This window comes from Actinoalloteichus hoggarensis (assembly GCF_002234535.1).
GTDB lineage: Bacteria > Actinomycetota > Actinomycetes > Mycobacteriales > Pseudonocardiaceae > Actinoalloteichus_A > Actinoalloteichus_A hoggarensis.
Map to the genome: position 1 here is coordinate 1,538,957 of NZ_CP022521.1, position 13,317 is coordinate 1,552,273.

The following is a 13,317-nucleotide window of genomic DNA, read 5'->3' on the forward strand; positions in this document are numbered from 1 at the left end:
CCTGTCCCGCACGCCGTGTGTCCCTCCGCCCGCGTCGGCCGGCAGCATCGACCACGATGACGAGCACTCCCATCCGGTCGGGCACCGTGCTTCCCGGCCGCCGAACGCCGATCACCCTGCGCACCGAGGATGGTCTGGCGCTCGTCGGCGAGCTGGCGCTGCCCGCGGACCGGCCGCCTCAGGCCACCCTGATATGCCTCCATCCGCTGCCGACTCACGGCGGGATGATGGATTCACAGCTCTACCGCAAGGCCGCCTGGCGGCTGCCCGCTCTGGCCGACCTGGCGGTGCTGCGTTTCAACACCCGAGGGACCGCCAGCGCCGCGGGTCGCAGCGACGGGGTCTTCGATCACGGTGGGCTGGAGGGGCTCGACGTCGCCGCCGCCGTGGCCTGGGCGGTACGCCGGGGACTGCCCGAACTCTGGATCGTCGGCTGGTCGTTCGGCGCCGATCTCGCAGTGAGGTACGGCCGTGTTCCCGCCGTGCGCGGCGCGGTGCTGCTGTCGCCGCCGCTGCGCTCCAGCGGCCCGGAAGACCTCGATGCCTGGGCTCGGTGGGGCAGGCCGCTGCACGCCCTGGTACCCGAGCTGGACGATCGGCTGCGGCCTGCCGAGGCTCGGGAACGGTTCGGCGTCGTGCCACAGGCCGAGATCGTCGGGTATCCGGGCGCCGGACATCTCTGGGTCGGTCGGGCGGACGACGTGCTCGACGGGATCGTGTCGATCGTGGCGCCCGCCGTGCCGACGCCCCTGCCCCGCAGTTGGGACGGACGCTGCGAGTCCGTGCACTTCTCCGTTCACCGAGGCTGAGTCCCCGGTCGCATCGTCTTCGCGGACCGGTCCGGAGCCGTCGGGCGGGCCGGGTGTCTCGCCGGATCGGCCGAGGTCCGCCGGCAGGATGGCCGTATGTCGACAGCCGCCGAGCACCGTCTGCCTCTGGTCCTGCTGCATGCCTTCCCCCTCGACTCGAGAATGTGGGACGACGTCCGTGCCGTGCTGGCCGAGGAGGTCCGCCTGATCACTCCGGATCAGCGCGGCCTCGGAACCGCGCCGCTCGTCGCAGGCGACGCGGCGGCGCCCGACGCGGATCTGGCGGTGGTCGCCGCCGACGTGGTCGCGCTGCTGGACCGGCTTGGGATCGAACGGGCGGTCGTCGGCGGTGCGTCGATGGGCGGCTATGCCGCGATGGCGCTCCTGCGGCTGGCACCGGAGCGCGTCGCGGGTCTGCTGCTGGTCGACACGAAGTCGGAGGCCGATCAGGAGGGGCCGAGGCAGGCCCGGTTCGACGCGGCGACCCGTATCGAGGCCGAGGGGAGCGCCGACTGGCTCGCCGCCGAGATGCTGCCGAAGCTCGTGGGGGCCGCGACGCATGCGACGCGCCCGGCGGTCGTCGACCGGTTGCGCGGCCTGATCGACGCTCAGCCCGCCGCGGGCATCGCCTGGGCGCAGCGGGCGATAGCCGCTCGACCGGACTCCACCGCCCTGCTGCGTGACGCCGGGCTGCCGACGCTGATCGTCATCGGCGAACAGGACGAGCTCTCCCCGCCGGAGACGGCCGAACGACTCGTCGAGCTGCTGCCGCAGGGCAGACTGGAGATCGTCCCCGACGCGGGGCATCTGGTGCCGATGGAGACACCGGCCGCGTTTCTCGCCGCCGTGCTGCCGTGGCTGGCCGAGCGGCGGGGCCTATGACGGCGGCCCCGCCGCGGTCGCCTCAGGTCTGGCTGCCGGGTCGAGGCAGCGTGGCGGTCGCCTGCTCCTCCTGCTGCGCGGTGAAGGGGGCGGCCGTCACGCCCTCCTCCGCAGCGGGGTCGGAACCGGTGCCCACGGGTTCCTGGATGCGCGTGCCGCCGCCCGAGGACTCCGACCAGCGAAGGGTGATCTCCTGGTTCGCGGGCGCGCCCGATTCGGAGCCTCCCGGGGCGTCGGACAGCTCGGTCTCGTTCGATGCCCCGGCGCCGTCGGTGCGCAGGACCTCGGTGGACTCCGCGTTCGCCGTCGGCTTCGCGAGGATGGTGGTGTGTCCGCCTGCGCCCGCCTCGGTCCCCTCGCTCGGGCGTGCCGAGGCGAGCGGCCCGTCCGGCAGTCGGAGCTGCTGGGTGGGCGGGTCGAACACGGGCGCCCCAGAGGCGGCGGACGCCTGGTTCTGCTGTGGGGCGGCGGCCTGCTGATTCTGCTGCTGCGGTGCGGGCGGCGCGAAGTGCGGCCACGGTGCGTCCGTCTCCTCCTCGAACCGCTGGATCAGCGGCAGCGAGTCGGCGAGCAGGGCGTTGATCGACCTGACCTGCTCGGCGAGGCGGGCGCGGTGCTTACGTAGCGTCTCCACCTGGTTCTGTGCCTTGCTGACCCGTCGGTTGGACTCCTCGGTGGCCTCTCGGACGCGGCGATGCGATTCGCCGGTGGCCTCCTGAAGGCGTCGGTTCGCCTCGTGCGTCGCCTCGCGGACGCGACGTTCCGCCTCGGCCTTGCTGTGCGCCTCCTGCTCTGCCAGTGCTCGCATCGCGTCGGTCCGACGGGCGGACATCGCGATCTCGAAGTCCTCGTCGACCTTGACGCGGCGGGCCTCCGCCTCGTCGTCCGCGGCCTTCCTGGCGCGGTCCGCGTCGGCGACGAGCCTGCCCGCCTCGTTCCTGGCCTCCGTCACGGTGCGTTCCGCCTCGCGGTTCGCGTTCTCCAGGACGGTGCGGTGTTCGGTCTCCATCTCCTGACGCCGATTCTCGTTCTCGGTGATCAGGCGATCGTAATGATTGCGAAGCTCGGCGATCTCCGCCTCGGACTGTGCCTTGATCTCGGCGACGTCGGACTCCGCGCGGGCGCGGATCTCGTTCGCCTCCTCCTGCGCGAGGCGCAGCATCCGCTGGAGCCGCTCGCTCATCCCCTCCAGGCTGGTCGGGGGCTGGCTCAGCCGCTCCACTTGAGCGTGCAGCGTCTCGGCCTCGGCACGGGCGCCCTCGAGCTGCCGAGCGAGGTCGGTGGCCTGCGAGAGCGCCGCGTTGCGGTCGGCGGCCAGGATGCGCAGGTCGGTGTCTAGTCGCTCCAGATGTTCGTCGACCTGGGCACGGTTGTAGCCGCCGCGCCGGACTGTCTCGAAGCCGGAGCCCAACGGGAGAAGATCACGGTCGTCAGCGAGGCCCATGGTTGTCACGCTACCTGCCCAGTACGGTGAATCCGGGATGACTCTTGGTCAATGTCTACCCGGATTTCGCGATTCTGCTCACCATGTCCGCCGACCTGTTGACGGCGGCCCGTTCGGCTTGCCGTTTCGGCGATCGCGAGTTAGTCGAGCGTGACGCACACGATATGGTCCACTGTGGATGCGGAGAGTAACCCGTCTGTGGTTCTCGGTCGGCTCGTCGGCGACCGGCATTCGTTCGAGGTGTCGTCCGCCCGTGGTCGGCGACGGCGGGTGCGCGAGCGGCGACGGCGGCATGCCGAGCGGTCGACGTCGGTCGTCCGGGGTCGCGGCATCAGCCGACCGGGGCGGTCGACTTCCACGATCGTGGGGATCGACCGCCCGATGTGGTGAGACGATCCGCATAGCGTCACCCTCGCGGGTGTCGACGGCCCGGCCGTTCCGCCGAATCCGGCGAGTCGAGTGCGTCCCGCCGTCGAAGCGACCGCCCCGACAGCGGCGGAGTCCCCGCGGGGCGGGATCAGGCCTCGGTCCCGGCCGCGGGCTGCACGAGCTCCACGAGCACGCCGCCCGCGTCCTTGGGATGCACGAAGTTGACCAGGCTGTTCGAGGTGCCGGGGCGGGCCGTCTCGTAGAGCACACGCAGGCCCTGTGCGCGCAGGAGTTCCGCGACGGTCTCGACGTCGGTCACCCGGTAGGCCAGCTGCTGAAGGCCGGGGCCGCCGCGCTCCAGGAACCGTGCGATGGGCGACTCCTCGTGCAGCGGGGCGAGCAGCTGCACGGCGGTGCCCTCTCCGTCGTCGCCGGGAGCCCGCAGCATCGCCTCCCGCACGCCCTGCGCCTCGTTCACCTCCTGGTGCACCGCGGCGAGGCCGAAGTGTTCGTGATGAAAGGCGATGGCGGCGTCCAGGTCGGGAACCGCGATCCCGACGTGATCGACCGCCGTGACGTAGGACGAGATCTCGCTGTGCATGGTCACCCAGCCTAATGACGCTCGACCGGGAAGCGGAGCCGCCGACGGGGTGTCGTCCGCCTGCCGCGGCGAGCGAGACCCCCGGCGGCACGGGTCTCCCGTCACGATCACGTCCCTGCCCTCGCCGGTACTCGCGGCCCGATCGCGGTCCTCTCAGGCCTGTTCCGTGCGCCGCGGTCGTCACCGCGCGATCCGGACCCGCACCGCCGCCGGCGCGGTCGCGACGAGAACCCGGCGCCGCCCGTCCCGATCGATCACGACCTCACGATCGCGACCGGCCCACCTGTCGCAGCCGCGCGGCGGGCGTCGGTGAACTACGGTTCCGCCGTGACCTTCTCGATCGTTGCCAGAGACTCGACCACCGGTGAGCTGGGCGCGGCCGTGGCGGGCTGCGTGCTCGCGATCGGAGCCAGGGCGATCGTCGTGGAGCCGGGTGTGGCGGCCGTGGCGGCGCTGGCAGCGGGCGGCACCGCCGAACAGCGGTTGATCATCGATCGGATCGCGTCCGGAGCACATCCGGAGCAGGCCCTCTCGCACGCCGCACCCGGCGCCGAGGTCCAGTGCGGCGCCGTCGGCAGGGACGGCGCCGCGACCGGACCGGTGGAGACGCCCCCGCGTACGCGACCGGCCTCGCGGAGGAGCACTACGCCGTGCAGGGCAACCTGCTCGCGCTGCCGAGCGTGTGCGAGGCGATGTCGGAGACGTTCCTGGACACCACCGGCCCGTTGGCGCGGCGGCTGCTCGCCGCCCTGCGCGCCGGGCAGCAGGCGGGCGGCGACGTCCGAGGTCAGCAGTCGGCGGGCCTGGTGGTCCGGAGTCCGGACGGCGCCGAGGTGCTGCCGCTCGACCTGCGCGTCGACGACCACCGTGATCCACTGCGCGAGCTGAGCAGGCTGCTCGACGTCCACCGCGCCCACGACCTGCTCGCCTCCAACGTCAACCGCCTGCACGAGGACCCCGACCTGGCACGACGGCTCGTCGACGCGGCCGAGCGGATTCCCGGTGACGCCCTGCTGACCGGCTGGGCGGCGGTCGGCGCGGTGACCCACGACTTCGCCGAGGCCCCGATCCTGGCCGCGGCCGCCGATCTCCTCTCGCCGACCTTCACCGCCTGGTGTGCGCATCAGGCCTCGCTCGGCGGGCCGCTGACGCCTGCCTGGCGGAGCCTCGGCGCGGTGGGCTGAGGCCCGCGCCACCACGAGCGGTGCCGGGCGCTCCCGGCTCGGCGGCGGCCCGGCCGCATCGGCCGCGCGGCGGGCCGCGTCCACACCACGTGGCCGCGTCGGCCGGCCAGCTCCAGCGCCGGATCGCCCGCGGCTCGCGAAGCGGGCCTACCCGGCCCGGGACGGCGTGGCTCCGGTGGGACGGACGACGGAACACGATGATCTCGCGGACAGGGACTCCGATGATCGGGTACCGCCGGGTAGGGTCCGAACCGAGCCGATGTCACCGCATCCCGCTCGCCATCTCTCCCTCACACGCAAGGAGACAGTCGTGACCGGTTCCGTCATCGTCGCCGGGGCCAGGACGCCGATCGGGCGCCTGCTCGGATCGCTCAAGGACTTCTCTGCCGCCTCGCTCGGCGGCCTCGCCGTGAAGGCCGCGCTGGACCGCGCGGGTGTGACCCCCGACCAGGTCGAGTACGTGATCATGGGTCAGGTGCTCACCGCCGGAGCGGGGCAGATCCCGGCGCGACAGGCCGCCGTCGCCGCGGGAATCCCGATGACCGTGCCCGCGCTGACCGTGAACAAGGTGTGTCTGTCCGGCCTGAACGCCATCGCGCTGGCCGACCAGCTCATCCGGGCAGGCGAGTGCGACGTGATCGTCGCGGGCGGGCAGGAGTCCATGAGTCAGGCGCCGCACCTGCTGCCCGGGTCGCGATCCGGCTTCAAGTTCGGTGACGTCCAGCTCGTCGACCACATGGCCCATGACGGATTGTTCTGCGCGTTCGACCAGGTCGCGATGGGTCTCTCCACGGAGAAGCACAACGCGCGCCACGAGCTGACCAGGGACGAGCAGGACGCCTTCGCGGCCCGGTCGCATCAGACCGCCGACGCCGCGGCACGTCGAGGGGTGTTCGCCGAGGAGATCGTCCCGGTGGAGATCCCGCAGCGTAAGGGCGACGCGGTGGTCTTCGACGCCGACGAGGGCATTCGGGGCGACACGACCGTCGACACGCTGGCACGCCTGCGACCCGCGTTCGCCGCCGACGGCACCATCACCGCGGGCTCCTCCTCCCAGATCTCCGACGGCGCCGCGGCCGTCGTGGTGATGAGCAAGGCGAAGGCCGAGGAACTCGGACTGGAGTGGATCGCCGAGATCGGCGCGCACGGCATGGTCGCCGGCCCGGACACCAGCCTTCAGGAGCAGCCGTCGAACGCCATCGCCGCGGCCTGCGCGAAGGCGGGCGTCGACCCGACCGAGTTGGATCTGGTGGAGGTCAACGAGGCCTTCGCCGCCGTCGGCATCGTGTCTACCCGGGCGTTGGGCGTGCCCGCCGACCGGGTCAACGTCAACGGCGGCGCCATCGCACTCGGCCATCCGATCGGCATGTCCGGCGCGCGGCTCGTCCTGCATCTCGCTCTGGAGCTGCGCAGACGCGGGGGCGGGGTCGGGGCGGCAGGCCTGTGCGGCGGCGGCGGCCAGGGCGACGCGCTGCTGCTGCGCGTGCCGAAGGCGTAGGCCGCTCATGACGCGCGGTATGACGGTGTCCGAGCTGGTCCGCAGAGCCAGGGACGGACAGCCTCGAGCGTTGGGCCGGCTCATCTCGCTGGTGGAGGACGGAAGCCCCTCGCTGGCAGAGGTGGCGGCCTCCCTCGCCCCGCACACGGGGCGAGCACAGGTCGTCGGCCTGACCGGGCCGCCGGGAGTCGGCAAGTCCACCTCCACCTCGGCGCTGGTCAAGGCGCTGCGTGCCTCGGGACGGCGCGTCGGGGTGCTCGCCGTGGACCCCTCCTCGCCGTTCTCGGGCGGTGCGCTGCTCGGTGACCGGGTGCGGATGCAGGAGCACGCGACCGACGACGGCGTCTTCATCCGCTCGATGGCCACCCGAGGGCACCTGGGCGGGCTGGCGTGGTCCACCCCGCAGGCTTTGCGGGTGCTCGACGCCGCGGGCTTCGACGTGGTCCTCATCGAGACGGTCGGCGTCGGACAGTCGGAGGTCGATGTCGTGTCGCTGGCCGACACGACGCTGGTCCTGCTCGCTCCCGGAATGGGGGACGGCATCCAGGCGGCCAAGGCGGGCATCCTGGAGGTGGCCGACGTGTTCGTGGTGAACAAGGCCGACCGCGAGGGCGCCGACCAGACGGTGCGCGAGCTGAAGTACATGATCTCGCTGGGCAGGCGGGAGAAGGAGGGGCCCAGCTGGCGGACGCCGATCGTGCGGACCGTCGCGGCCAGGAGCGAGGGCGTGGACGAGGTCGTCGCGGCCATCGCCGGCCACCGGGACTGGATGGTCGAACACGGCGAGCTGGACGCGCGACGGGTGCGGCGGGCCGAGAACGAGATCCAGGCGGTGACGGCGGCCCGGCTCCGTGCCGAGATGGGCGAGCTGCGGGGCGGGGCCGTCCTGGAGAAGCTCGCCAGACGTGTCGTCGACGGCCGGAGCGACCCCTACTCCGCCGCCGAGGAGCTGATCACCGAGTTGCGCGGCTGAGTCGACTCCGACGACCCTGGGCCGCGGAGCCGGCCTCGGCGCGACACCGGCGAGCACGTGCGCGGCGACCTCGGCGCCCCGGTCCGACCTCGGCCCGCGCCGCGTTCGGCGGGCACGCTCGGACGTCCGCTGACCGGGGTCGCCTACGTCGGCGGGTCCGGCTCTCGCCACGGTCGGAAGGCGGGCCCGAGGCTGTCCAGCGGGTCGGCCGTGGTCAGCAGCGGATCGGTGAGCGCGAAGGTGCGGGCGGCCCCCGGTCCCGTCGTCTGGGTCTCGAACCGGACCGTCACCCGACCCACGCCTGCCCCCTGCACCCAGCCGTGGCCGAACTCGGGATGCGACACGTCGTCACCCGCTCGCCGGGCGATCGCCGCGCCGGTCGTATGGCCGCGCGGCCTGCCGCCGGGGTGATGTCCGCCTGGCTCCGCCCGCTCAGGGCCGTGCTCCGGCCCGAGGCCCGACACCGAGTCACTGCCGGCTGCCTGCCCGGCGGTCTCGGCGGCGGGCTCGACGCCCGCGGGGGCGGTCTCGACGGGGACGTCGGCGACGGTCACGTCCGGCGGCTCGGCGTCGTCAGGCCCCGGTTCCCACGCCGCGCCCGGCCACGACCGCCCGGTCGCGGCGCCGAACGCGCGGCGTGCCGTCGGACCGACCGACTCGAACAGCGGCTCCTGCTCGCCGACACTGAGGCCGGACAGGGAGACGCCCACCAGCCGTACCTGAGTCCCGGCGGGCACCGCGAGGCGGACCAGGCGCAGGGCCATCGCCGTCAACGTTCCCCGATCGGTCGTCGCGGCGTTGATCGTCTCGGACCGGCTGATGGTCGTGAAGTCGGCGTCCCGCACCTTCACCGTCACCGTCCGGGCGGCGCGGTGTGCCTTGATCAGACGGGCGTGCGCCGCCTCGGTCATGGACCGCGCCTCGTCGGCGAGTCGGATCGGATCGGTCAGGTTCTCCTCGAACGTCGTCTCGGCGCTCACCTGCTTGCTCTCGGAGCGCTCCGCGACCGGACGGTCGTCCCTGCCCTGCGCCAACGCGTGCAGTTCGGTGCCGACGGCCTGTCCGAGCAGACCCGTGACGTCGCCGAGGTCGAGGGCGGCGAACTCGCCCAGGGTCCGCACGCCGATGCGATGCAGCTTCGCCTCGGAGACCGGTCCGATGCCCCACAAAGCCCGCACCGGCAGGCCGCGCAGCGTCTCGCGCTCCTCACCCGGCGGGACGACCAACGCCCCGTCGGGCTTGGCGAGGTCGGAGGCGATCTTGGCCATGGTCTTGCCGCTCGCCGCGCCCACCGAGGCCACGAGGCCCAGCTCGTCTCTGATGCGCTCGCGCAGCCCTCGGATCTCGGCGGCGACCTCGCCCGCCGTCGCTCCCTGAAGTCTCGGCGGCTCGGTGAAGGCCTCATCGAGCGAGACGCGCTCCAGCACCGGGGAGAACTCCCGGAGCTGGGCGAACACCGCCTCGCTCGCGACGCTGTACACGCGGAACCTCGGGGGCAGCACCGTGGCGACCGGGCACAGCCTGCGTGCCTGGGCCATCGGCATCGCCGAGCGGGCGCCGTAGCGTCGGGACTCGTAACTGGCCCCGGCGACCGTGCCGCGCGGGCCGGTACCGCCGACCAGCACGGCCCGGCCCCGCAGGGTGGGCCGGGTGAGCTGTTCGACGGCGGCGAAGAAGGCGTCCATGTCGATGTGCAGCACCCACCGCGTCACCCGGCCATTCAAGCCCGTCAGACCGACGATCCCGCTCGGACACGCTCTCCGCCCCGCCGTGCGTCGCCGGTCCCGCTCGGGAATGCGCAAGGGGGCGGCCCGGCCCACCAGCGGCGCCGTTCTACAGTGACGGGCGCGTCGGGAGAGCACAGCTGCGATGGACGCCTTCCGGCGGCTCACTCGGTCGTCGCCCCGGCACGGCCGGGACTCGCCACGACGCACGCGAGAACCGCCGAGCGATGGAGGAAGACCGTGTTCGCCACGATTGCCGCCCGATTCCGCCTGGTCGCCGTCGCCGAGGCGCTGTCGTGGACGGGCCTGCTGATCGGGATGTTCTTCAAATACGTGGTGGTCAACACGGAGATCGGGGTCGAGGTGTTCGGCCCGATCCACGGTGCCTTCTTCGTCCTGTACGTGGCATCGGTGGTGCTGGTCCGGCGCTCGCTGAACTGGGACGCGAAGACGACGCTGTGGGCGTTGATCTCCAGCGTGCCGCCGTTGGGCACGGTGGTGTTCGAGCGGTGGGCGCGCCGGACCGGCCGACTCGAGGAGCCGACGCCGCAGGCTCGGGCCCAGGTCGTGAGCTGAGCCGCGACGCCTTCTCGATCGTGGCGGGTCAGTCCTCGCCGTCGGCGTCGAAGTCGCCCGCGGCCAGGCGGACCTTGGCGAGCAACGCGGTGAGCTGTGTCAGTTCGGCGTCGTCGAGGCCGGTCAGGCCGAAGCGCACCTCGGTGACGGCGGTGGTGGCCGCCTGCATCAGCTCGCGACCCGCCTCGGTGATGGCGACCAGGGTGGTGCGGCGGTCGGTCGGGTGCGGGGTTCGTTTGACCAGATCGTCCTTCTCCAACCGGTCCACGATGTTGGTCACGCTGGTGGGGTGCAGCTGGAGCCGCTCGCCCATGACACGCATGGGCAGCGCCCCCTGGCGGGAGAACGACAGCAGCACGAGCGCCTCGTACCGCGCGAAGGTGAGGTTGAGCGGGCGCAGTGCCGCGTCGGCGGCGGACTGAAGGATCTGCTGCACCCGCATCACACTGGTCACCGCGGCCATCGTTCCCGACGAGCCGATGCGGTCGGACCAGAGTCGGGCCGCACGGGCGATGGGGTCGAACGGTAGTGGTCGGTGGCCGGTCATGAGGATCGACGCTAGCAGCGTCTCGGCCCGGCGAGCGTGACGGCCGTACCGACGGGTAGCAACGCCGAGCGTGTCGGGCATCGTCCGACGGCTCGCGAATCCGACACGCCGGGGCACGGCGTGTCGTTCGCCGTGGTCAGCCGTGGCGTGTCCGTGTCGCTCGCAGGCGCGCCAGGGACGTCCGAGACAGATCGACGGGCGACACGGGTGTACTCGAGTGGAACCGACGCGATCTACTCGGGCGTGTCCGGGCGTGGGCGCCACCAGATCGGCGTCCCTTCATGACCCGGCCGTGGAAGCGCCGCAGCGCGGCGCGGAAGAGGAGCGTCACATGTTGATCGCGTTCAGCGTCAGCCCGGCGGGCGCCGGGTCGGACAGCGTCGGCGACGCCGTCGCCGAGGCGGTGCGGATCGTCCGCGACTCGGGCCTGCCCAACGAGACGAACGCCATGTTCACCCTCATCGAAGGGGAGTGGGACGAGGTGATGGACGTGGTGCGCCGGGCGACCGACGCGGTCCTGGCCGCGGCGCCGAGAGCCAGCCTGGTCATCAAGGCCGACATCCGACCGGGGCATGTCGGTCAGCTGCGGGCGAAGGTGGAGCGGGTGGAGGAGCGGCTGGCCGGGACCGACCCGTCCGTGTGAACGCCCGGTCGGGCCCGACGGCGACGCCGTGTGCGGCGGTGTCGCTGGGCGGGCCCTTCCCGGCGCTCCGGCCGGGCCCCGATCCCGACGATCTCCGGGGTCCTCGCCTCTCGATGGCCATCCGATAGTAGGACGTCCTACCATGGTGTCGTCGGCCACCGCCGACCGCAGGCCCAGATCCGGGGAGACAGCCATGCAGCAGGACACGCCGCGTAGGGGGACCCAGTCGGACAGCCGAGCAGACGGCGCGGCGGCCGACGGCGCCACGTCCGACACCCCGGTGGCGGATGCCGCCGTCGGTGATCGGCGAGCCGATCCCGAGGCCGCCGCCCGACACCGGGCGGCGGAGGCGGGCCGAGAGCGGTGGGAGAAGCGCTACGCCGAGGCGGAGGCGGCGGGCCGGGTCCGTGACGTCGACTTCACCACGCTCTCCGGGTCGCCGGTCGAGCCGTTGTACGGCCCCGCCCCCGGTGAGGAGCCCGCAGGCTTCGACCGGATCGGCTGGCCCGGCGAGTTCCCCTTCACGCGAGGGCTGCATGCGACGGGCTATCGCGGAAAGCCGTGGACCATTCGACAGTTCGCCGGCTTCGGCAACGCCACGCAGACCAACGAGCGGTACAAGATGATCCTGGCTCAGGGTGGCGGCGGACTGTCGGTCGCCTTCGACATGCCCACGCTGATGGGGCACGACTCCGACGACACGCGATCCCTCGGCGAGGTCGGCCACTGCGGGGTCGCCGTCGACTCCGCCGCCGACACCGACCTGCTCTTCGCGGACATCCCGCTGGACCAGGTCACCACCTCGATGACCATCTCCGGGCCCGCCGTGCCGGTGTTCTGCATGTACCTGGTGTCGGCCGAACGGCAGGGCGCCGACATCGGCAGGCTCAACGGCACGCTGCAGACCGACATCTTCAAGGAGTACATCGCGCAGAAGGAGTGGCTGTTCGCTCCGGAGCCGCATCTGCGGCTCATCGGCGATCTCATGGAGTACTGCGCGGCGGGCATCCCCGCCTACAAGCCCCTGTCCGTCTCGGGTTATCACATCCGCGAGGCCGGGGCGACCGCCGCGCAGGAGCTGGCCTTCACCCTCGCCGACGGCTTCGGCTACGTGGAACTGGGCCTGTCCCGAGGCCTGGACGTCGACGCCTTCGCTCCCGGTCTGAGCTTCTTCTTCGACGCACACATCGACTTCTTCGAGGAGATCGCGAAATTCCGCGCCGCGCGGCGGATCTGGGCGCGCTGGCTGCGCGACGTCTACGGCGCGAAGACGGCCAAGGCGCAGTCGCTGCGGTTCCACACCCAGACGGCGGGGGTGTCGCTGACCGCGCAGCAGCCGGAGAACAACATCGTGCGCACCGCCGTGGAGGCCATGGCTGCCGTGCTCGGCGGCACGAACTCGTTGCACACCAACGCCCTGGACGAGGTGCTCGCACTGCCGAGCGAGAAGTCGGCGCAGATCGCGTTGCGCACCCAGCAGGTGATCGCCGAGGAGACCGGCGTCATGAACGTCGCCGACCCGCTCGGCGGCTCCTGGTACGTCGAGGCGCTCACCGACCGCATCGAGGCCGAGGCGGAGCGGGTCTTCGAGCACATCGGCGACCTCGCCGCGCTCGCGGTGCCCTCGGGCAGGCATCCGATCGGGAGGATGACCTCGGGCATCCTGCGTGGCATCGAGGACGGCTGGTTCACCGGTGAGATCGCGGACTCGGCGTTCGCCTACCAGCAGGCCGTCGAGAAGAACGAGAAGCACGTGGTCGGAGTCAACCGACACACCGGGTCCATCTCCGACGAACTGGAGATCCTCCGCGTCAGCCACGAGGTGGAACGCGAACAGAACCGCGTCCTGGCCGAGCGCCGCGCGGCGCGGGACACGCAGGCCGTCCAGAGGACCCTCGCCGATCTCGTCCAGGCCGCCCGAGGAACGGGCAATCTGATCGAGCCGATGCTGGCGGCCGTCCGGGTGGAGGCGACGCTCGGCGAGATCTGCGATGCCCTTCGCGCCGAATGGGGTGTCTACACCGAGCCCGCACGCTTCTGACCACGTCTGTCGGGCGGGTGGCGGAG

At 72.3% G+C, this 13,317-nt stretch carries 11 protein-coding genes and 1 pseudogene; 8 read left to right on the plus strand and 4 right to left on the minus strand.

Translation table 11 applies throughout. The features are described from left to right. Positions 1 to 56 precede the first annotated feature (56 nt). Positions 57 to 809, plus strand: a complete 753-nt coding sequence (locus AHOG_RS06935) for an alpha/beta hydrolase (RefSeq protein ID WP_093940609.1) — start codon at positions 57 to 59, stop codon at positions 807 to 809. Between the two features lie 96 nt (positions 810 to 905). Next, on the plus strand, positions 906 to 1,691 hold the full coding sequence (locus AHOG_RS06940; RefSeq protein WP_093940610.1) for an alpha/beta fold hydrolase: 786 nt from the start codon (positions 906 to 908) through the stop codon (positions 1,689 to 1,691). 22 nt (positions 1,692 to 1,713) lie between these two features. Here the strand turns inward: AHOG_RS06940 and AHOG_RS29815 are convergent, their stop codons facing one another. Together AHOG_RS29815 and mce are read right to left on the minus strand one after the other, a co-directional pair. Continuing rightward, positions 1,714 to 3,135, minus strand: a complete 1,422-nt coding sequence (locus tag AHOG_RS29815; RefSeq protein ID WP_245856603.1) for a coiled-coil domain-containing protein — start codon at positions 3,133 to 3,135, stop codon at positions 1,714 to 1,716. A 517-nt stretch (positions 3,136 to 3,652) separates the two neighbouring features. Then, positions 3,653 to 4,105, minus strand: coding sequence for a methylmalonyl-CoA epimerase (gene mce / locus AHOG_RS06955; protein WP_093944233.1), 453 nt, complete (start codon positions 4,103 to 4,105; stop codon positions 3,653 to 3,655). A gap of 381 nt (positions 4,106 to 4,486) precedes the next feature. Between mce and AHOG_RS29820 the strand changes: the two are divergent. The 3 genes and pseudogenes from AHOG_RS29820 to meaB all read left to right on the plus strand — a co-directional run bounded on the left by AHOG_RS29820 (position 4,487) and on the right by meaB (position 7,760). Beyond that, positions 4,487 to 5,289 (plus strand): annotated as a pseudogene (locus AHOG_RS29820) (DUF1028 domain-containing protein). 310 nt (positions 5,290 to 5,599) lie between these two features. Further along, positions 5,600 to 6,787: an acetyl-CoA C-acetyltransferase gene (locus AHOG_RS06965; RefSeq protein ID WP_184450910.1), complete on the plus strand. Its 1,188-nt coding sequence runs from the start codon at positions 5,600 to 5,602 to the stop codon at positions 6,785 to 6,787. A 19-nt stretch (positions 6,788 to 6,806) separates the two neighbouring features. Further along, complete coding sequence (gene meaB / locus AHOG_RS06970) at positions 6,807 to 7,760, plus strand: methylmalonyl Co-A mutase-associated GTPase MeaB (protein WP_376700037.1); 954 nt, start codon at positions 6,807 to 6,809, stop codon at positions 7,758 to 7,760. Positions 7,761 to 7,903: 143 nt separating this feature from the next. On the opposite strand, the gene AHOG_RS06975 is transcribed toward meaB, so the two are convergent. Beyond that, positions 7,904 to 9,472: a DNA polymerase IV gene (locus tag AHOG_RS06975; RefSeq protein WP_211290544.1), complete on the minus strand. Its 1,569-nt coding sequence runs from the start codon at positions 9,470 to 9,472 to the stop codon at positions 7,904 to 7,906. A 252-nt stretch (positions 9,473 to 9,724) separates the two neighbouring features. Between AHOG_RS06975 and AHOG_RS06980 the strand changes: the two genes are divergently transcribed. Next, entirely contained in the window at positions 9,725 to 10,060 is a 336-nt protein-coding gene (locus tag AHOG_RS06980) for a DUF3817 domain-containing protein (RefSeq protein WP_093940615.1), read from the plus strand. Between the two features lie 28 nt (positions 10,061 to 10,088). On the opposite strand, the gene AHOG_RS06985 is transcribed toward AHOG_RS06980, so the two are convergent. Beyond that, the gene (locus AHOG_RS06985; RefSeq protein WP_093940616.1) at positions 10,089 to 10,607 is read right to left on the minus strand and encodes a MarR family winged helix-turn-helix transcriptional regulator; all 519 of its coding nucleotides are present in this window, start codon (positions 10,605 to 10,607) and stop codon (positions 10,089 to 10,091) included. A gap of 331 nt (positions 10,608 to 10,938) precedes the next feature. Here AHOG_RS06985 and AHOG_RS06990 point away from each other — a divergent pair, with 331 nt between their 5' ends. Together AHOG_RS06990 and icmA are read left to right on the plus strand one after the other, a co-directional pair. Next, the gene (locus AHOG_RS06990; RefSeq protein WP_093940617.1) at positions 10,939 to 11,250 is read left to right on the plus strand and encodes an MTH1187 family thiamine-binding protein; all 312 of its coding nucleotides are present in this window, start codon (positions 10,939 to 10,941) and stop codon (positions 11,248 to 11,250) included. 193 nt (positions 11,251 to 11,443) lie between these two features. Next, positions 11,444 to 13,291 carry a coenzyme B12-dependent isobutyryl-CoA mutase large subunit gene (icmA, locus tag AHOG_RS06995; RefSeq protein WP_093944235.1) on the plus strand — a complete coding sequence of 616 codons (1,848 nt, stop codon included), beginning with the start codon at positions 11,444 to 11,446 and terminating at the stop codon, positions 13,289 to 13,291. Positions 13,292 to 13,317 lie beyond the last annotated feature (26 nt).